Annotated in this window: 18 protein-coding genes and 1 tRNA gene; 1 reads left to right on the forward strand and 18 read right to left on the reverse strand. The window is 50.1% G+C overall.

Annotated features, from left to right (window positions below; translation table 11 throughout):
- Window positions 1-115: 115 nt before the first annotated feature.
- The 11 genes from smpB to clpP all read right to left on the reverse strand — a co-directional run bounded on the left by smpB (window position 116) and on the right by clpP (window position 12531).
- Window positions 116-589, reverse strand: a complete 474-nt coding sequence (smpB, locus tag EKM91_RS02755) for an SsrA-binding protein SmpB (protein ID WP_125749430.1) — start codon at window positions 587-589, stop codon at window positions 116-118.
- 33 nt (window positions 590-622) lie between these two features.
- Window positions 623-3016, reverse strand: coding sequence for a ribonuclease R (gene rnr, locus EKM91_RS02760; RefSeq protein ID WP_125749433.1), 2394 nt, complete (start codon window positions 3014-3016; stop codon window positions 623-625).
- Window positions 3017-3745 (reverse strand): alpha/beta hydrolase, encoded by a 729-nt coding sequence (locus tag EKM91_RS02765; protein WP_125749436.1) that lies wholly within the window; start codon window positions 3743-3745, stop codon window positions 3017-3019.
- A gap of 44 nt (window positions 3746-3789) precedes the next feature.
- On the reverse strand, window positions 3790-4026 hold the full coding sequence (gene secG, locus EKM91_RS02770; protein ID WP_125749439.1) for a preprotein translocase subunit SecG: 237 nt from the start codon (window positions 4024-4026) through the stop codon (window positions 3790-3792).
- Window positions 4027-4130: 104 nt separating this feature from the next.
- Entirely contained in the window at window positions 4131-5672 is a 1542-nt protein-coding gene (locus EKM91_RS02775; protein WP_125749442.1) for a ClC family H(+)/Cl(-) exchange transporter, read from the reverse strand.
- Window positions 5673-5775: 103 nt separating this feature from the next.
- Entirely contained in the window at window positions 5776-7092 is a 1317-nt protein-coding gene (gene eno / locus EKM91_RS02780) for a phosphopyruvate hydratase (RefSeq protein ID WP_125749446.1), read from the reverse strand.
- Window positions 7093-7209: 117 nt separating this feature from the next.
- A complete protein-coding gene (tpiA, locus tag EKM91_RS02785) occupies window positions 7210-7965 on the reverse strand; it encodes a triose-phosphate isomerase (RefSeq protein WP_125749449.1) in 756 nt (251 codons plus the stop codon).
- Between the two features lie 73 nt (window positions 7966-8038).
- On the reverse strand, window positions 8039-9229 hold the full coding sequence (locus tag EKM91_RS02790) for a phosphoglycerate kinase (protein WP_125749452.1): 1191 nt from the start codon (window positions 9227-9229) through the stop codon (window positions 8039-8041).
- Between the two features lie 218 nt (window positions 9230-9447).
- A complete protein-coding gene (gene gap / locus EKM91_RS02795) occupies window positions 9448-10470 on the reverse strand; it encodes a type I glyceraldehyde-3-phosphate dehydrogenase (protein ID WP_125749455.1) in 1023 nt (340 codons plus the stop codon).
- Window positions 10471-10507: 37 nt separating this feature from the next.
- Entirely contained in the window at window positions 10508-11545 is a 1038-nt protein-coding gene (locus EKM91_RS02800; protein ID WP_125749458.1) for a sugar-binding transcriptional regulator, read from the reverse strand.
- 395 nt (window positions 11546-11940) lie between these two features.
- Window positions 11941-12531: an ATP-dependent Clp endopeptidase proteolytic subunit ClpP gene (gene clpP, locus EKM91_RS02805; protein WP_125749461.1), complete on the reverse strand. Its 591-nt coding sequence runs from the start codon at window positions 12529-12531 to the stop codon at window positions 11941-11943.
- A gap of 228 nt (window positions 12532-12759) precedes the next feature.
- Here clpP and EKM91_RS02810 point away from each other — a divergent pair, with 228 nt between their 5' ends.
- Window positions 12760-13320, forward strand: coding sequence for an Ltp family lipoprotein (locus EKM91_RS02810; RefSeq protein ID WP_125749464.1), 561 nt, complete (start codon window positions 12760-12762; stop codon window positions 13318-13320).
- Between the two features lie 128 nt (window positions 13321-13448).
- Here the strand turns inward: EKM91_RS02810 and EKM91_RS02815 are convergent.
- The 7 genes from EKM91_RS02815 to uvrA form a co-directional block, all read right to left on the reverse strand.
- A tRNA-Arg gene (locus EKM91_RS02815) sits at window positions 13449-13520 on the reverse strand.
- Between the two features lie 58 nt (window positions 13521-13578).
- Window positions 13579-14028: a MarR family winged helix-turn-helix transcriptional regulator gene (locus EKM91_RS02820; protein ID WP_125749467.1), complete on the reverse strand. Its 450-nt coding sequence runs from the start codon at window positions 14026-14028 to the stop codon at window positions 13579-13581.
- Window positions 14029-14088: 60 nt separating this feature from the next.
- The gene (gene whiA, locus EKM91_RS02825; protein ID WP_125749470.1) at window positions 14089-15036 is read right to left on the reverse strand and encodes a DNA-binding protein WhiA; all 948 of its coding nucleotides are present in this window, start codon (window positions 15034-15036) and stop codon (window positions 14089-14091) included.
- A gap of 4 nt (window positions 15037-15040) precedes the next feature.
- Window positions 15041-16075 (reverse strand): gluconeogenesis factor YvcK family protein, encoded by a 1035-nt coding sequence (locus tag EKM91_RS02830; protein ID WP_125749474.1) that lies wholly within the window; start codon window positions 16073-16075, stop codon window positions 15041-15043.
- Complete coding sequence (gene rapZ / locus EKM91_RS02835) at window positions 16072-16959, reverse strand: RNase adapter RapZ (protein ID WP_125749477.1); 888 nt, start codon at window positions 16957-16959, stop codon at window positions 16072-16074. The genes EKM91_RS02830 and rapZ overlap by 4 nt, the downstream gene beginning before the upstream one ends.
- 125 nt (window positions 16960-17084) lie before the next feature.
- Complete coding sequence (locus EKM91_RS02840) at window positions 17085-17624, reverse strand: HdeD family acid-resistance protein (protein WP_125749480.1); 540 nt, start codon at window positions 17622-17624, stop codon at window positions 17085-17087.
- 160 nt (window positions 17625-17784) lie between these two features.
- Window positions 17785-20649: an excinuclease ABC subunit UvrA gene (uvrA, locus tag EKM91_RS02845; RefSeq protein ID WP_125749484.1), complete on the reverse strand. Its 2865-nt coding sequence runs from the start codon at window positions 20647-20649 to the stop codon at window positions 17785-17787.

The raw sequence follows: 20649 nt of genomic DNA on the forward strand, positions 1-20649 counted from the left end.
CACGCAAGGTCTTAGGCTGGAAGACACCATCTGAGGTTTACCTAGGCAAAAAGTTGCACTTGAGTTGACAATTCGTCGCACAAAAAAAGATGGGCAGCATGCCCATCTTTTGCGCTCAATAACGTTCTTTCATCGCCCGTTGAATGTCGCGTTCTTGATCTTTGCGCTTTAAGCTTTCACGCTTGTCGTAATTCTTTTTCCCTTGCGCGACGCCGATCAAGACTTTGGCATAGCCATGCTTAAGATACATCCGCAAAGGGACTGCCGTCAGCCCTTTTTGCGTCAGCGCTTCTTCTAGCTTGCGAATTTCTTTTTTGTGCAGCAAAAGCTTGCGGTTGCGCAATGGATCGACGTTGAACTGATTGCCTTCCTTATACGGGGTAATATGGACATTTTCCAGCCAAGCTTCCCCATTGCGGATCCGTGCGAAGCCGTCGCGCAAGGTCGTTTTGCCGGCACGGACCGATTTGATCTCGGTCCCAGTCAATGCGACCCCTGCCTCATAAGTTTCCAGAATATTATAATCGTGGCCGGCCTTTTTATTTTGGGCCAAAAGGTTATCGGGCTTTGGTTTCATTTTCTTTGCCATGAGGACCCCTCTTTTCCAACTGGCCGCCGCAGGTTACTTTGGATCGCGCTTGCCGTTATAGCGTTTGCGGTTGCCGCCGTGATTTTGCTTGAGTTGGCTGCTTAAGCCGTTAAACGGCTTATTGTTGCCGCGACTGTTGTGATTATTATTGTTGCCATGTTGGCCGCCGCGCTGGTTGTTCCGCGGTCCATCGCTATGCTTTTGCCCGCGGCTGCGCGTTTCGCGCTTGACTTCGATATCACTGGTTGGGATATCATCTGTTGGGATCAAAGAAAAATCGATTTGCCGTTGTTCGACATCCACGTTGTCTAAATGTACCCGACAAGTTTGGCCGATCCGGAAGGTCTTGTGCGTCCGTTCGCCGACTAACGCCATTTGATTTTCAACAAACGCATAGTAGTCATCTTTCATCCGCGAAATATGCACTAAACCTTCAACCGTATTCGGTAAGGCGACAAACATCCCAAATCCAGCGACGCCAGACACGACGGCATCGAAGTCTTCACCGACTTTATCGGCCATGAATTCAGCCTTCTTCAAGTCGTCTACTGCGCGTTCGGCGTCGACGCTATGCCGCTCACGCACAGAAGTTTGCACGGCAATGTCAGGGAGCTTTTCCGCCCAAGCTGCTTGGACGTCTTCACCAGCCCCTTGTGTGGCATAACTGCGGATCAAGCGATGCACGATCAGATCCGGATAGCGCCGGATCGGACTGGTAAAGTGACAATAATAAGGCGCCGCGATCCCAAAATGGCCAAGCGGATCATCAGAATAATGCGCCTGCTTCAAACTCCGCAGCATCTTCACATTGACCATCATTTCTTCTGGTGTCCCGGCAACAGAAGTATTGACTTCTTGCAGCATCTTAGGCGTCAGCTTGGCGCCTTTTTTGATCGGGATCTGGATCCCGAAGGTGGCAAGAAATTCCATGAAGTCTTTGATCCGATCGTCATCTGGTGTTTCATGCACCCGGTATAAGAATGGCAGATGCAGCTTGTTATAGTGTTCCGCAACGGTTTCATTGGCTTCCAGCATGAAGGATTCGATCATGCGTTCAGACAAGCCGCGCTCGCGCAGCACAATGTCTGTGGGATGACCATTTTCATCCACGATGATCTTGGCTTCATTTTCTTCAAAGTCAATGGCGCCGCGATCATGCCGCATTTTATACAAGATCTGATGCAAATCGCCCATCAGCTCTAACATTGGCACCAAGTCTTTGTATTGGGCCCGGACCGCTTCATCTTTGTCCGTCAAGATCTTGTTGACGTTGTTATAAGTTAAACGTCCATGTGAGCGGATCACACTTTGGTAAATATCATGATTGACCACTTTGCCGTCAGGGGTGATTTCCATATCACACGACATCGCCAAGCGATCGACATCCGGGTTCAACGAACAGATCCCGTTAGACAACCGGAAAGGCAGCATCGGGATGACGCGATCGGTTAAGTAAGTACTCGTCCCGCGTTCATAAGTTTCATGATCGAGCGGTGAGCCTTCTGTCACATAATAGGACACATCGGCAATATGGACGCCAAGATGATAGTTGCCATTGGGCAGCTGCCAAGCGACAACCGCATCGTCAAAGTCTTTTGAGTCATCGCCATCGATCGTGACCACTGGCTGATCGGTGATGTCACGCCGGTTCTTCCGGTCTTCATCGGTCACGTGATCTGGGATCGCATTGGCTTGGGCCATTGCGTCTTCAGGGTATTCGGTATGAATATCATTGGCCAAAACCAATGCCATCACATCTACCCCTGGGGCATTTTTATTCCCTAGGTTTTCGCTGACGATCCCGCGCATTTGCTTGGGATGATCCGCATCAGGATAATCAGTGATCTCCACCATCAGCATGTCGCCCAATTCTGGGATCATGCCAGTATTTTTGATCAATACTGGGAAGTTCTTCAACTTCTTTTCATGGCTGATGACCATGCCAATAAACCCGGTCCGCTGTGCCTCAGCATCAGCTAACGGGGTATATTCGCCGACTAAGCGGCTCAGCTTGCGCTCAATGATCTTGACCACTTGCGCTTCAGAGCCGCGGGAATCGCCTGGCCGCGCTTGGCGCGTCACTTGGATCTCAACCGTATCGCCGTCTAAGGCAAAGTGCGTCGCTGGCGGCGCGATGAAATAATCATTTTCTTGATCTTCAACCGCAACAAATCCAAAGCCTTTTTCATTCCCATGAAAAACGCCTTCTAACGCTTGCGGTTTCGCGCCTAATTGATACAAACTCTCCCCGGTGGCATGGATCAGATCATCATTTTCTAATCCCGTCAACGCTTGTACCAGCACTTTGAAGTCTTCTGCCCCGGTCAATTTTAAGGCCCGATTCAAGCTGGCGGTACTAAAGGCGATTTGCGGGTTGCGCCTAAAAGCGGCGAGTAATTCATTTCTCATGTGGCCGACTGTGGTCATTTATTTGTCCCTCGTTTTCATAAATTCAATAATATCAGTTTCTAATTGATGGTGGGCGGCGTTGACGGTGATCACATGATCGACGCCAGCATACCAATGCCAGCTGACCGAAGCATTGACCAGCTGCTTGCGCAACGCCACCGCCCGGTTAGGGTCGATCATTTGATCTGCCCCGGCTTGGCCAATAAACACCGGCTTTTTCACGGTGGCTAACGCCGCTGCCACCGGTTTGGCAAACAAAGCGATCTCCGCTAACTGCGCTTGTACTTGCGGCTTAACGCGCTCACTGTTATCCGGCAATTCTGCCAAGCGCCGCATGTAGCGATTATACTTCAAAAAATTCGGCACGATATTTTGCTTCCCTGCCACGATCGGCGACGATAACACGCCGCCTAAGGCAACGGCAGGCAGCTCTTGCAAGGCCTTCATGGCAAACATCCCGCCTAGCGATAAGCCAAAAATCGCGACTCGCGGATATTGCGCCGCCATATGGGCAACTGCTGCTTGCGTATCTGCCCACCATTGCGCCGGTGTGGCCGCCAATACCTGCTGCGGGTCAATGGTGCCATGCCCCGTAAACTTCGGCGCATACACCCCATAACCAGCCCGTGCCAAGGCGGCTCCTAATAAACGCATATCATTAGGGCTGCCAGTATAGGCATGCAATAAAACGATCCCGACATCGGCCCCTGCTTCTTCGAATGATTGCGGCTGTCTGAACACGCGCATCCTCCTAACTGTAAAAAAAGTCTCCCATAGTTAGGAGACTTTCGTTAATGAGATGATAGGTACACCAACACCAACGAGAAGGCGAAGAATAAGACGCCTAAAACCACGGTCACTTTCTCCATGAAGGCTTCAAATCCCCGTGACTTCTGCTTCCCGAATAAGTCGGTCGCCCCACCAGATAACGCACTCAGGGCATCTTGTTGCTTACTTGGTTGCATCAAAGTCGCGATCACGATCAAGATCGAGTCAATGATAAGCAAATTTGTGAATAGACCTTGCAAGTTATTTCCTCCTATGCGCGGTGTGCCCGCGCGGATAGACTACTAATAGTAGGGTATCACAAAGCACAGCCGGTGACTAGCACCTGGCCGAAAATCGATGGGTCTCACCCTCGCCGCGCCAACTTTGCCGCCAGGCGATGGATCTGTTGGCGCACTTGCGCACGCTTGGCCGCATCGGTCAATAACACCAGCGTATCCCCTGCGCGGATCACGGTATCGCCATGGGGGATCACTTGATCTTCACCGCGGTTGATGCCGATCAACAACGTCTGTTTCGGCCAAGAAAAATCCCGAACTTGCAAGCCTTCTAACGGACTGCCAGCAAATACTGGCAGCTCGAGGCGATCCATCCGATGGATCGCTTCGATTTGCTTAGGAACCGTCATCCGGCGTAATAAGGATTCGTAGATCGGGGCGCCGCCCAATAGATCCACGACGACATACGCCACTAACGCCAAGACTGCCATCGGCATCAAATGCGTTAAATTCCCAACCATTTCTGTGATCAACAAGATCGCCGTAAACGGCGCTTTGCCGATTCCGGCAAAGTACCCTGCCATTGAGAAAATGATCAAATTCATCACATATACCGGTGGCAGCCAGCCAATCTGCACCATAAAGACCGCATAGATCGCCCCGATCACCGCCCCTAAACTCAAGATCGGCAAGAAGATCCCGCCTGGCAAACCGGAACCATAGGAGATCATCGAAAAAACAAAGCGCGTGGCAAAAATGGCCAATAAGATCCCCAGACTCGGCACCAATTTGCCGAAACCGATGATCATCCCGTTGCCGCCGCCTAAGATCCCAGGGGCCATGACGCCGATGGGAATGACCAACAAAAACGGCACCACCCCTTGCAAATACCGCGGCAGATGCGTTTTGGCATAAAGCTGAGGCATGGCCAATAAAACGCGCTGATACGCATACCCCAAAACCCCGAGCAAAATACCTAATAATAACAAATGCCAATATAAAGCCACCGGCATGCTACGCGTATAAGTCAGGTGCAACACTGGGACTTCACCAAAGACATTCAACGAAATAAAATCAGCGCCTAAAGCGGAGGCCAAACTCGTGATCCAAACCAATGGGCTGAAATTATGATACACTTCCTCCAACACGAACAAGGTCCCGGCGATCGGCGCATTAAACGCCGCCGCCAACCCCGCCGCAGATCCGGAAGCGATCAAGATCCGGCGATCACTGCCATGTCGATGCAAGCCTTCTGCGACCCCTTGACCCACTGCCGCGCCAAGCTGGATCGATGGCCCTTCACGACCGAGAAACAGCCCTGGGCCAATGCTTAAGATGCCAGCGACGAATTTTTTCCACAAGATCGACCACCAGTGAAATTCCAGCTCGCCTTGCAGTTGGCCTTCAACTTGAGGGATCCCAGAACCGGAGATATTCGGTTCAGCATGCAACAGATATGCCACCACCAGCGCCAACCCCACACTGCCGCCGGCCACCAACAAAAGCCGCATCGGGGTCGGTTGGGCGTAGACACTTTGCATGAAAGCCAGGATCTTTTCGATCGATAAGCGAAACAAACTGATCACGACCCCGGTCAATAAGCCAACGCCTAGCCCTTGGATCACAAATTTCAATCGTGTGGTATCGATTTTTGGCAAATGACTGTGCATACTTTTCCCCCATCGAACAAACTACTTCCATTATAGCGGCGAAAGGGCATGAAAAAAAGCACTTCTCTGCGTCCAGAGAAGTGCTTCAGCGAAAGTTTGGGTATTAACCCTTGTAGTTCTTAACTTCCTTAACGTTGTAGAAGGACTGGCGACCCTTGTATTGTGCAGAGGAGCCCAGTTCGTCTTCGATCCGCATGAGTTGGTTGTACTTCGCGATCCGGTCGGTACGGCTCATGGAACCAGTCTTGATTTGGCCGGCGTTGGTTGCAACCACCAAGTCAGCGATCGTGGTGTCTTCGGTTTCACCAGAACGGTGGGAAACAACGGCAGAGTAGCCGGCTTCCTTAGCCATTTCGATAGCTTCGAAGGTTTCGGTCAAGGTACCGATTTGGTTGAGCTTGATCAAGATGGAGTTGGCCACGCCCATGTCGATCCCCTTCTTCAGGTAATCGGTGTTGGTAACAAACAAGTCATCACCGACAAGTTGCACTTTGTCGCCCAACTTAGTGGTGATTTCCTGCCAGCCTTCCCAGTCGTTTTCGTCGATAGGATCTTCGATCGAAACGATTGGGTACTTAGCAACAAAGCCTGCAATCAAGTCGATAAATTCGGAAGTGCTGTAGGAAGTGTCAGGATCAGACCACTTCAAGGTGTAACGCTTGGTTTCTGGATCGTAGAATTCAGAAGAAGCCACGTCAAAGGCGATGGCAACATCGACACCTGGCTTGTAGCCGGCGTTGGTGATCGCTTCAACTAAGAATTCAAAAGCTTCTTCGTTGTCTTTCAAGTTAGGTGCGAAACCACCTTCGTCACCGACGGAAGTGATGTCACCCTTAGACTTCAAGAGGGCTTGTAAGGCGTGGAAAGTTTCGGAACCCATGCGGATGGCTTCGCGAACCGTCTTGGCACCAACAGGCATGATCATGAATTCTTGGAAATCGATCGTGTTAGTAGAGTGAGCGCCACCATTGATAACGTTCATCATCGGAGTAGGAAGCACATGGCCGTTAGGGCCGCCAAGGTATTCGTACAATGGCAAGCCCACTTCAGCAGCAGCGGCACGCGCAGCAGCCAAGGAAACACCTAAAATGGCGTTGGCGCCGAACTTGCCCTTATTAGGGGTACCGTCTAAGTCGATCATGGTCTTGTCGATCAAGCGTTGGTCGGTTACGTCTAAGCCGATCACAGCTTTAGCAATGTCGTCGTTGACATGGCCAACGGCCTTCAAGACGCCTTTGCCGCCGAAGCGATCCTTGTCACCGTCACGTAATTCAACGGCTTCGTGTTCACCAGTAGATGCACCTGATGGCACTAATGCACGGCCAAAGCCGCCATCTTCAGTGTAAAGTTCAACTTCAACAGTAGGGTTGCCACGGGAGTCCAAGACTTCGCGGGCTAAAACGTCAGTAATGATAGACATAAATTTCTCTCCTTTTATGGTTGGAAAATTTGCGTATATTCAACGATTCAACTGCCAGATTCGCGACTCTGGCAAAAGCGTCAAATGGTGCGCGAAACAGTCAGCAACAGCTGGCAATTAATCTTGGTAGTTCGCCAAGGCGATGAAGGATTCAGGATCCATCGAAGCGCCGCCGACTAAGCCGCCGTCGATGTCTTCTTTGGCCATTAATTCCTTCACATTAGCAGGCTTGACCGAGCCGCCGTAAAGGATCCGGACAGCATCTGCAGTTTCTGCATCATAAAGCTTCTTCACGGTTGCCCGCACGTGTGCCACCACTGCTTGTGCTTGATCAGCAGAAGCGGTCTTGCCGGTGCCGATCGCCCAGATTGGTTCGTAAGCGATCACGCTCTTCTTCACGTCATCAGCAGACAAACCCACTAATGCGCCGGCAACTTGATAAGCGATCCAGTCATTGGTTTGACCAGCTTCGCGTTGTTCAAGACTTTCACCACAGCAGATGATCGGCAACAACCCATTGGCTAAGATTGCCTTAGCCTTTTTGTTGATGTCTTCATCAGTTTCGTGGAAATAGCCGCGGCGTTCGGAGTGGCCGATGACCACATAGTCAAGGCCCATTTCCTTTAATGCCTTAGGGCTGGTTTCGCCAGTGAAGGCCCCTTCGTTTTCGAAGTAGCAGTTTTCAGCGGCAGTCTTCAACGGTGTGCCTTGTGCGCCGGCAACTAAAGTCGTCAAATCGATCGCAGGGGCTGCGATCACAGTTTCGACCTTGCTGGCTTCTGGTAACTTGCCCTTGACGCCATCTAAGAACGCTTGGGTTTCTTCCGGGTTCTTATTCATTTTCCAGTTCCCGGCCATAATCGGTGTACGCATGTTTTATCTCCTTTGATATTGAACGGATCCAATAGCATCATCACAGCGTCAATCAGTGACGCATCAGCAATGATTATTTGTTGGTGATCGCAGCGATACCAGGTAATTCCTTACCTTCAAGGTATTCAAGCGAAGCGCCGCCACCAGTGGAGATATGGGTGATCTTAGGGGCGATGCCAAGTTGCTTAGCAGCAGCAGTCGAGTCCCCACCACCGATGATCGTGGTAGCATCCGTCAAGTCGCCGAGGGCTTCGCCGACTTCAAGCGTGCCTTTGGCATAGTTAGGCATTTCGAACACACCCATCGGGCCGTTCCAAACCACCGTCTTAGCAGTCTTCAATACCGCTTTGAAGTCTTCAACAGACTTCGGGCCGATATCTAATGCCATGTAGCCGTCAGGAATGTCACCTTCGACAACCTTATGCGGGGCGTCGTTGGAGAATTCGGTGGCAACCACGTTGTCAACTGGCAAGACTAACTTGTCGCCAGCTTCAGCCATGATCTGCTTGGCTAAGTCGATCTTATCTGCTTCAACCAAAGACTTACCGATAGACAAGCCCTTAGCAGCGTAGAAGGTATAAGTCATGCCGCCGCCGACAATGATCTTATCCGCTTTTTCGATCAAGTTAGAAATCACGCCGATCTTATCAGAAACTTTGGCGCCGCCTAAAATCGCAACGAATGGGTGCTTAGGGTTTTCAACTGCATCGCCTAAGAACTTGATTTCTTTTTCCATCAAGAAGCCAGCAGCTGCTTGTGGCATGTTAGAAGAGATCCCAACGTTAGACGCATGGGAACGATGAGCGGTACCGAACGCATCGTTCACGTACAGATCGCCTAAAGAAGCCCAGTACTTGCCTAATTCTGGATCGTTCTTAGATTCTTTCTTGCCGTCAAGGTCTTCGAAACGGGTGTTTTCCATAACCAAGACATCGCCGTCATTCATCTTAGCAATCGCATCTTCGAGTTCTGCGCCACGAGTTGCAGGAACGAAGGTAACCGGCTTTTTCAGCAGTTCGCTAAGGCGTTCTGCCACTGGACGCAGGCTCAACTTAGCCTTGTCTTCTTCAGTCTTTACCCGGCCAAGGTGAGAAAGCAAGATCGCTTTGCCACCATTGTCGATGATATATTGGATCGTTGGTAATGCCGCCACGATACGGTTGTCATCACCGATGACGCCGTCTTTGATCGGCACATTGAAGTCGACACGAACTAGGACCTTTTTGTCCTTAACGTCCAAGTCGGAAACGATTAATTTCGCCATTGAATAAAACCCTCCTAATAAAGTTGGAATACTTTGTATGTTAAGCCAAACTCATGACCAAACCGCGGTGCTTAAATGAACGTTTACGCCAGTGCGCGCTCATTTAAACACCGCGACTAAGCCATCAGTCACGATGCCACCGCTTAGAAAAAGGGCGGAGGGAGAAACTCCCTCCGCCCTCTTCATGCGGTTCAGAAGAAGTTACTCGTAATCAGAGATTACAGGGTAGCAAACTTCAGTAAGGTACGAATCATTTGGCAAGTGAAGCCGTATTCGTTGTCGTACCAAGCAACCGTCTTAACTAATTGGAAGTCACCAGCGGTGGTAACTTCAGTTTGGGTAGGATCAAAGATCGAACCATAAGTCGTGCCGATAACGTCAGAGGAAACGATTTGGTCAGCATTGTAACCGAAGGATTCGTTACCTTCAGTGTGCTTCTTGATCGCTTCGTTGACTTGGTCAGCAGTAACGTTCTTGGTCTTCAAGATGGAAACCAATTCGGTCAAAGAACCATCAACAACAGAGACACGTTGTGCGTGGCCCTGGAGCTTGCCGTTAAGTTCTGGGATAACGATACCGATAGCCTTAGCAGCACCGGTGCTATGAGGAATAGTGTTCACAGCAGCGGAACGAGCAGCACGGAGGTTACCACCGCGAACAGGGCCGTCAAGCAGCATCTGTGTGGAGGTGTAAGCGTGAACCGTCGTCATGGTACCAACTTCGATACCGAATTCCTTGTTCAGGAAGTAAGCCATCGGTGCAAGGCAGTTGGTTGTGCAAGAACCGGCGGAAACGATCTTGTCATCAGCGGTCAAAGTGTCATCGTTGACGTTGTAAACGATGGTACGGATCTTGCCGGCTGGGGCGGAGATCAGAACACGTTGTGCGCCAGCGTCCAAGTGAGCTTGGGCCTTTTCAGCAGAGGTGTAGAAACCGGTACATTCGAGGACGTATTCAACGCCGTCGTTCTTAACCCACGGAATGTTTTGAGCTTGAGGTTCAGCATAAACGCGGTATTCCTTACCGTTAACAACGATACCGTTGTCGGTCGCGCTAACTTCGCCCGGGAAAGTGCCATGAGTGGAATCATACTTCAGCAGGTGAGCCAACATAGCTGGGCTTGTCAAGTCGTTGATCGCAACAACTTCGATGTCGCCAGATTGTGCGCCTAATTCGAAGATGCGGCGGAAAGCCAAACGACCGATGCGGCCGAAACCATTGATACCAATTTTAACAGTCATGCTAAAATTTCCTCCTTTAGGAAATAAGAGTTTTATTCTAACGGGTCTCCCCAGTTAAAATCGAGTTTGCAGCACCAACATCCGTGATCAACCACGTACGAGTTGGTGCGTTGTGCATGTATGCGGCAATTGCTTGGGCCTTACTGCGGCCACCGGCAACGGCAAAGACATACGGAATATGATCAAGATCCGGGATCGTCAAACCGATTCTTGGGATCTTGTAAATGACCTCTCCTTGGGCGTTGAAAAACGTGCCAAAGGTTTCAGAAACTGCCTGTTGTGCTTTGAGTTTCTGTAAGGCCTGCGGTGACATTGAACGGCGCTTAGCCATCACCAGTGCGTCACCTATACTATGAATCACGACCTGCGCGTTGTCAATCATTTGTAAGACTTCTTGAACGGCTGGTTCTTTCAATAATGGCTGGTAAGTTTCCGCACTCACGTTTTCAGGAATGTATAGTACGCGGAAGCGGCTATCAGTCGCTTCCGCCATACTTGCAGCAACCGAATTTGCTTGGATCGCCACAGCTTCACCAACGCCGCCGCGGGCAGGCACAAACGTTAATTCCCGACCCGTGGACAGTTTATACGTCAACTGTCCGGCCACGCGCGCCATCGTGCTGCCACCCATTACGGCAATGGTCAACCGTCCAGCAGGTAACAAGACTTGCAAGGTGTCATCCAAGACCTTACCCATTTCGTCTAACACGCGCACGCTTTGATCGGCGTCCCCGTTGACGATAATGCAATGTTCGATCCCTAATTTGGCGGCTAACCGTTTTTCGTCTTCCTTAAAGCCCAGCAGTTGATTCATCAGCTGTTCGAGTCCTTGAAAAACGTCGATTCCCTTAGCGGTCAAGACCATTCCCGATTTTGAGCTTTCCAGCAACCCTTGTTGCCGCAGAAAATCAGTTTCAGTCCGCAATACCCGTTCAGAGATCTTCAGTTGGTCAGCCAGCGTCCTACGACCAACTGGGGCTAACCAGCTGATGTATTGGAGGATCTGGTACCGTTTGGTCACGACACCAACCAAGTCAGGCGCGATTGCTTCGATCCAGGCGAATTCAGATTGCATGTTGTATCCTTCTTCAGTGGGTCGTTATATGTCCACCTGTGTCGCTAAGCGACCCATGCTGGGCAAAAAAATTAGGAATTCCAGTGAGTGACTGTTCTTCCTTACCAACGATTCTTATTATAGCAATCCCTGAAAACCCGCGCAAGTTTTTTGCCTTAGAATACGCACGCTTTTGCTACAATGGAATGTTTTGTTTAGACCCAGGCTGACCATTCGCGTTGCAAAGGCTTTCGTTTTCGTGGTTGAGCTTTAATTTCATGAAAGCGTTCGGCTTAAAGCTCACTGAATTTTCATTTTAACGCGGTTTTGTCCAGCATTTTGCCAAGCGCTCCGTCGCCTTGAACCGCTTGAACCAAAAAAAACAGGCCGAAAATCGGCCCGCCGTGATGCTAGTTTTACTTTTGATCTGCTTTTTGCACTAAGATGTCATCGATCAAGCCGTAATCCTTAGCTTCTTGCGCAGTCAAATAATGATCGCGTTCGGTGTCGGCCTTAATCGTCTCAACGTCTTTGCCAGTGGCGGCAGATAAGATCCCATTTAAGCTTTCACGCGCCTTTAAGATCTGTTGCGCAGCGATTTCGATTTCGGTCTGTTGCCCTTGTGCCCCGCCTAAAGGTTGATGGATCAAGACTTCAGAATGTGGTAGCGCAAAGCGCTTGCCTTTCGTCCCGGAAGCCAACAGTACGGATGCCATCGAGGCAGCCATCCCAATGGCAATGGTTTGCACATCAGACTTGATCAAGTTCATGGTGTCTAAAATCGCTAATCCAGAAGTGATCACACCACCTGGGCTGTTGATATACAAATAGATATCCTTATCGGAATCTTGTGCGTCCAAAAACAGCAATTGGGCGATGATGGAGTTGGCAACTTGATCATTGATCTCACCGGATAACATGATGATCCGGTCTTTGAGTAAGCGAGAATAAATGTCGTAGGCGCGTTCGCCACGGCTGGTTTGTTCAACGACTGTCGGTACTAGCATAGAGAAACCTCCTATAGTGCGTCATCCAAATTAGCACTCAATTAATTACAGTGCTAAGCATACGTCAAAAGTCAAAAAAGGTCAAACGTTAAGATCGACTTTTTTTCGAATTAAGCATAGCACATTCATTCAATTTTTTGCACAAAGAAGCGGCAACGCGATTTTTTGCGTATCTAACATTCAAGCAGCTGAATGATGCTTCAGTGAAGATTCAAGCGGAGGGCTAAGATGAAAAAACCGTTTTACAGGCGCGTTTGGTTTTGGGTAGTTGGTGCAGTCATCGGCTTGGGCTTGGCGGGTACCCCTTGGTCCAAGCTCAACCAACCGGCGCCTGAACCCGCGCCAACGCAAAAGCTCGCTAAAGCAGCCGATCAAAGCAACAATGAAGCCGAGACAGCCGCCAGCGATGCGCCAAGTGATCACACAGATACACAAAACACAATTGATGCACCCACCTCTGTGCAATCCAGCAGCTCCAGTATTCCTATAGAATACCAAAATGCTGTGATCACGGCACAAAGATATGCAGATATGATGCACATGTCTAAAACGCGCCCTTACAAACAACTCACTTCAGAATATGGGGCACAATTCTCCGCAGACGCCGCCAATTATGCTTTGGCGCATATCAGTGTTGACTACAATGCCAACGCTTTAGCCACAGCACGCACCTACCAAAGCAGCATGAACATGTCCCAAGCAAAAATCTATGCGCAACTTGTTTCCGAATATGGTGAAGGTTTTACCCCAGCAGAAGCCGAGTATGCCATTGCTCATTTAGATTATTAACAAACCGATGTTCGCAAAGATCTTGCCAGAACTGCCACCTTTTTTAAAATTCCCCACTTTTCCGCAAAATAAAAACGCCTATTTCTAGGCGTTTGTTGTTCCCTATTTGCCCCAATTGCAGGGCATTCTGCGCAGCCCGGGAGTCGAACCCGGATTTCGAGAACCGGAATCTCACGTGCGATCCATTACACTAACCGCGCAAGTACCTAATTATCTTACGTGATTAGGGGCCACAATGCAAGTATATTCTGTGATTTCTTAACGTGTTGGCTGGGTAATAGCGGCAGTTAGCTTGGCATCCACGTTATCAACGCCGGTTTTGACTGCTTCAAACTCATCATGCGACAAATCGATGGCACTGACACAAGACCCGACGTGCTCGTATATCTCGTCACGCAAAGACAAGGCTTTGGCAGTCAAACTCACATCCACGCGGCGTTCATCGACTGCAGAACGTTTGCGGGTGATCCAACCATCTTTTTCTAAACGCTTCATTAACGGTGTCAAGGTCCCGCTATCTAATGCTAAAGTCTGGCCGACTTCTTTGACTGACATCGTCCCATGTTCATACAGCGACAACAAGGTGATGTATTGCGGGTACGTTAGCTTAAACGGCGCTAGCGCCTGTGCATAAAAATGATTGAACTGCTTTTGTGCTTTATAGATCGAAAAGCACAACTGTTCATCTAAATGAATCGGTTTCACCATACCCAAAGCCTCCTTCAAAGATCAATATTATTGTACACGATTATTTTGCTTGTGCAAACACTACGCGTCTTGCGGCTGTTGATAGCCTTCTGCGATTTGGTTCAATTTGCGCAGACGATGGTTGATCCCAGACTTAGAAATCGCCCCGCTTGGCACCATTTCGCCTAATTCTTTCAACGATACGTCTGGATGTTCCAACCGCAGCATGGCCACTTCCCGCAGCTTTTCCGGCAAGCTGTCTAAGGTGCCATGGTCTTTGAGATAATTGATATTTTCGATTTGGCGCTGGGCCGCATCGACTGTCTTATTCAAGTTGGCAGTTTCACAGTTGACCAAGCGATTCACTGAATTGCGCATATCCCTAACGATGCGGACATCTTCAAATTTCAACATGGCATTCGTCGCGCCGATCACCTGCAGAAAATCAGCGATCTTTTCGGCTTCTTTGAGATAAACGATGTAGCCGCTGCGGCGTTCGACGGTGCGGGCATTGAGCCCAAAACCATTCATCATGGTCAAAATGTCTTGATTATGGTCTTGATACAAGGAGTAGATCTCTAAGTGATAGCGTGACGTCTCCGGGTTGTTGACGGACCCGCCGGCAAGAAACGCCCCGCGCAAATACGAGCGGCATCGTTGCGGCTCGTCCATCACTTTAGGGCCTACCGCCGTTTGGATCGACAAGCCGCTGGCATCCAAAATGTCCAGATCAGCTAATACCGCATTGACCTTTGCCGCCAGCCGCACGACATATTGATTATTCTTCTTTAGTTTCATCTTACGGCGGACGATCAAATTCGCTTCAACAGCATACACTTGCCGCAAAAGGGCATAGATCCGCCGTGCGATCGCTGGATTTTCAGTTTGCACATTCAACACAAATTGATGGTTTTGGATGCCCAAGCTGCCATTCATCCGGATCAGCGCCGACAATTCTGCTTTGGCGTGTTCTGGATGGACTTCGAGTTGCGTCAGTTCTTTTTTAACTAGGCTGGCAAAGCTGGCCATAATGTCACCTCTTTTTCATGGTACCGACTTGAAACGCGAGATTTAAGATCTCAGCAGCCACCTTATCGCCATCGTGGAAGACGCCGTGGTCACGCAGCTGCAAGAAATCAGCTGAGATCACCCGACACCCCATTTGCCGCAACGCTTGATAATCCGATTCGACTGGGCTTAAGATCTCGTTATATTTTTGATGATCCAAATAATCTGCTGGTACTGGGGCAATGTTCACTAATACCGTGTCCACGAAAGGCTCTCCAAGATGATCATGCAAGACTTGGACGTGTTGGGCATCGGTAAAATGTTCAGTTTCACCTTTTTGCGTCATGATATTCACGATATAAATCACTTCGGCGCGCGTCTTTTTCACCGCTTCGCCTAAGTTATGGATCATCAAGTTAGGCAAAATACTGGTGAATAAGCTCCCTGGCCCTAACACCACGACATCTGCTGCCATGATCGCATCAATGACCGCTTGTTCGGCTTCTGGCTCGTGAGTCTCTGCCGGATCGGTTTGGCCAACAGAAACGCGTTTGATCTGCTTGCCTGCTGCTGTGATCTCCGCTTCACCGGTCAAACTCGTCCCATCGGCAAAATCGGCATGCAGCGTCAATGGGGTATTAGATGCCGGATAAATGTGGCCATCCACATTGAGCATCTGCGACAGGGCTTGAATCGCTGGGAAAATGCCGCCTTTCATCTCAGATAAGGCCGCAATGATCAAATTGCCGATCGCATGCCCGGCGAAGAAGCTGTCACTGGAATCAAACCGATATTGAAACACATCCCGCTGCAATCCTGGCATGTCGGCTAATGCCACTAACACATTGCGGATATCGCCAGGCGGCACCACGTTGATGTAGTCGCGGATCACGCCGCTTGAGCCGCCGTCATCGGCAACCGTGACGATCGCAGTGATATCCGCATTTTGTTCATGCAAACTCTTGACAATCACCGGTAAGCCCGTGCCGCCGCCGATGACCACGACTTTCGGCCGGCGGCCACGGATCACTCGAATGATCTTATTCGTATTCGCGCTCATGAGCGATTCACCGTCGCTTTACGCTTGTTGATGTCGCGATGCGTGATATCGACTGGATAGGCGGCTTCAAAATCATGGCCTAAACGCTCTGCAAAGGCGACACTGCGATGCTGGCCGCCGGTACAGCCAATGGCGATCGTGACACTGGTCTTGCCTTCTTTTTGGTATTGCGGCATGATTTCCGTCAACATGCCATAGAATTTCGCGTAAAAACTTTCCGCCTCCGGTTTGCTCATGACGTAATCATACACAGGCTGATCTTTACCGGTTTGTTCACGAAATTCTGGCACATAATAAGGATTGGGCAAAAAGCGCACATCCATGACGATATCGGCATCGATCGGCAAGCCGTATTTAAACCCAAATGACATCACTTCCAAATGAAACGTCGGGTGGCTGGCTGATTTAAAGGTGACAAAAAGCTTCTCACGCAATTGGCGCGGGCTGAGATTGGTCGTATCGATCACCACCTGCGCGCGGTTGCGCAGCTCAGTGAGCAATGCCCGCTCCTTTTTGATCCCATCCATCAAACGTCCTTCCATTGCTAATGGGTGGCTGCGCCGCGTTTCTTTGTAGCGGGAAACTAATTCCGCATCGGTGGCATCTAAAAATAAGATCTGCGTCGTGACAAAGGCAGTGCTGTCAAGATTGGCCAGCATATCGATGATTTGGTCATAAAACGCCTGACTGCGCAGATCCACGACTAAAGCCACCTTGGTGATCTTACCTGATTCTTTCAACAACTCACCGAATTTAGGCAGTAATGCAGGCGGCATGTTGTCAACGCAAAAATAACCTAAATCTTCAAACGATTGGATCGCCACCGTCTTCCCGGCACCAGACATCCCGGTGATCACAACGAGGTTTAATGGTTGATCTGTCATATTATCTCCTCTTTTTAGGCGACTCGCCTTAGGTAATGTGCCTAGTATAACATGCCGGGCGTGTCATTGATACGCCCGGCATGTAAAAAAAGCGGCAATGTCGCTTCCGACATGCCGCATCAGGTTTATAAGTATCGGCGGCCAAACGCGAGCACCAGCGCGTTGACGCCCCAAACTGCCACGAACATCGCTAAGATCGTGACGATCCCCACTGCTGATAAAACCGGCTGCATGAACAACAACAAGCTGATCAAGATGGCCAGCAAATCAAATAAGATATTCAAGATCAGCCAAGGCAAGCCGGCATCACGTAAATGACTGGCATTAAGCAAGTTGGCGATGCTGTCGATCAAAAACCAGGTGGCAAAAAAGTACGCTAACGCCATCACGCCCGACTCCAGATCAAACAAGAACAAGACGCCGACTAACAGATCGATGATCCCGGCAACTAGCGAAACCCATGCCCGCACCCCAGTCAGCTCATGCAGCTTACTGAAAGCAGCCAGAGTGGCGATCCCCCGAATGATCGCGATAATGGCAAAGATAAAACTCAATGTCAGCATCGTCGCCCCTGGATGCCGCAACATGACGACCGCGGCGATCAATAAGGCGATCCCAGTAATAAATTCGCCCCAGTCAAACCCAAAATGTGTTGTTTTAAACATCATATCCCTGCTTTCTTTTACCCTTTCATCATACCCAATCTCTTAACCGGATACAAACCTCTTCGGTCTTGATCATGATCAAGCCTGCCAGGGCAGTCACGCGAAGCAACAAAATAGCGAGTCAGTCATTGCTGACTCACCCGCTGTCTTTTGCTTCAATTTAGTGATGCGTGCTTTGTGCCGCCATCCGTGCTTTATCGCGCGCCAAGATCGGGGCCAGATATTGGCCGGTGTAACTGTTTGGCACTTTCGCCAGCGCTTCAGGCGTGCCGGTTGCGATCACCGTACCGCCACCGTCGCCGCCTTCAGGGCCAAGATCGATCAGCCAATCTGCCGTCTTGATCACATCTAAATTATGTTCGATCACCAACACGGTGTTGCCTTCATCCACCAACCGCTGCAAAACATCTAACAACCGGCGAATATCATCGGTATGCAAGCCAGTCGTGGGTTCATCAAGAATATAGAAATTCTTCCCAGTCGATAATTTTTGCAGCTCAGAGGCTAACTTCATCCGTTGCGCTTCGCCGCCGGACAATGTCGTGGCACTTTGCCCCATCGTCACATAACCCAAGCCAACATCGATGATGGTCTGAAGCTTCCGGGCGATCTTGGGGATCGGGGCAAAAAACTGCACGGCTTCATCGATCGTCATATCCAAGACATCTGCGATGCTCTTGCCTTTGTAAGTCACTTCCAAGGTTTCAGAGTTATACCGTTTGCCATGACACACTTCGCAAGGGACATAAACATCAGGCAAGAAGTTCATCTCGATCTTGATGATACCGTCACCTTTACAGTTTTCACAGCGGCCGCCTTTAACGTTGAAGGAAAATCGTCCTTGGGTGTAACCGCGCAATTTGGCCTCGTTAGTTTGGGCAAAAAGCGCACGAATATCATTGAACACCCCGGTATAAGTCGCCGGATTCGAACGCGGTGTGCGGCCGATCGGACTTTGATCGATATCCACGAGCTTCTCGATGTTTTCCCATCCGAGCAGCTGTTTGAATTTCCCCGGTTTGTTCGAGTTGCGGTACAGTTTTTGCGCCAAGGCCCGCTTTAAAATCGAGTTCACCAACGTCGACTTACCTGACCCAGACACGCCGGTAACGGCGATGAACTTGCCTAAGGGAAAATCAACGTCGATCGCTTTGAGATTATGGTCGGCAGCCCCGACGATCCGGATCGTTTTGCCATTACCAGGACGGCGGGACGTGGGCACAGGGATAAATTTCTTCCCTGCCAAATATTGCCCTGTCAGCGACTTGCGTGAACGCATCACTTGCTTTGGCGTCCCAGCCGCCATGATCTGGCCGCCATTGTCCCCTGCACCTGGGCCCACATCAATGAGATAATCCGCAGCCAGCATGGTGTCTTCATCGTGTTCGACCACGATCAAGGTATTGCCTAAGTCGCGCATTTTCTTCAAGGAACGGATCAAGCGATCATTATCCCGCTGATGCAACCCGATCGAAGGCTCATCGAGAATATACAAAACCCCGCTGAGGTTTGACCCGATTTGCGTCGCCAAGCGAATGCGTTGGGCTTCGCCACCAGACAAGGTCCCTGCAGAACGCGATAAGGTCAAATAATCCAACCCAACGTTTTCTAAGAACGTGAGCCGGTCATTCACTTCCTTCACGATTGGCTGGGCGATCACTCGTTCATTTTCCGACAAACTGATCCCTTGGAAAAACGGCAAGGCCTCTTTGATCGATAAGTTGGACGCTTCGGCAATATCGCGTCCTTGGACCTTAACTGCCAACGCCTGCCGGTTCAACCGCTTCCCATGGCATACCGGGCAAGTCAAGGCAGTCATATATTGGCGCATTTGATCAGACCCGAAGGCATAATTGTTAGAGTGATAACGCCGCTCGACGTTATTCATGACCCCTTCAAAAGGCGCATCCACGTCACGCACGCCAAAATCACTATCTGCATGAAAATGGAATTCCTTGCCTTGACTGCCATATAAAACCAAGTCCTGTTGCTTAGCAGTCAAGTCTTGCCAAGGCTTGTCCATGGGCACACCAAATGCCTCACATGCTTGGCGCAACATCGACGGATAGTAATTAGCCGTCGCCGAGCTCCATGGCGCCACTGCCCCTTGCGCGATCGTTAACGCAGGATCTGGGATCACCAGATCCACATCCACATCCAGCTTCATCCCCAAGCCGTCACATTCAGGGCATGCCCCAAACGGCGCGTTGAATGAAAACAGCCGCGGTTCCAAAACGCCAATGGTAAAGCCGCAAAGCGGACAGGCAAAATGTTCAGAAAAAATCAGCGGTTCTGCCCCGATCACATCAACTGTGGCGTAGCCTTCGCTCAAACGCAAAGCGGCTTCAAACGAATCAAACAAGCGGCTGCGTGCGTCAGTATCATCATGCTTCACGACGATCCGGTCGATCACGATATCAATATCGTGATTCTTGTTTTTGTCCAGTTCGATATCAGCCGTCGCATCCATCACCTCGCCATCGACGCGCATGCGCACATAACCTTCACGAATGATCTTTTCTAAGACTTTCTTGTGGGCACCTTTTTTGTGGCGCACGATCGGGCTCAAGATCTGGATGCGCGTTCGTTCGTCAAGCTGCTGGACTCGATTGACCATTTGTTCGACACTTTGACTCGTGATCGGGGTGCCATCATTAGGACAAATCGGGTGGCCGATACGCGCCCAAAGCAAGCGCAGATAGTCGTTGATCTCAGTGACCGTCCCGACTGTCGACCGCGGATTTTTCGACGTGGTTTTTTGGTCGATCGATATTGCCGGGCTGAGGCCATCGATCGAGTCCACATCAGGCTTATCCATTTGCCCCAAAAACTGGCGGGCATAGGCAGAAAGGCTTTCAACATACCGGCGCTGGCCTTCAGCATAAAGCGTATCAAAGGCTAAACTGGATTTGCCGGAGCCGGATAAGCCCGTCATGACCACCAGCTTGTTGCGAGGGATCGACACGTCAATGTCTTTTAAGTTATGCGCACGCGCACCGTGGATCACAATTTTATCATTTGCCAT

The organism is Lacticaseibacillus baoqingensis (genome assembly GCF_003946165.1).
GTDB classification, from domain to species: Bacteria; Bacillota; Bacilli; order Lactobacillales; family Lactobacillaceae; genus Lacticaseibacillus; species Lacticaseibacillus baoqingensis.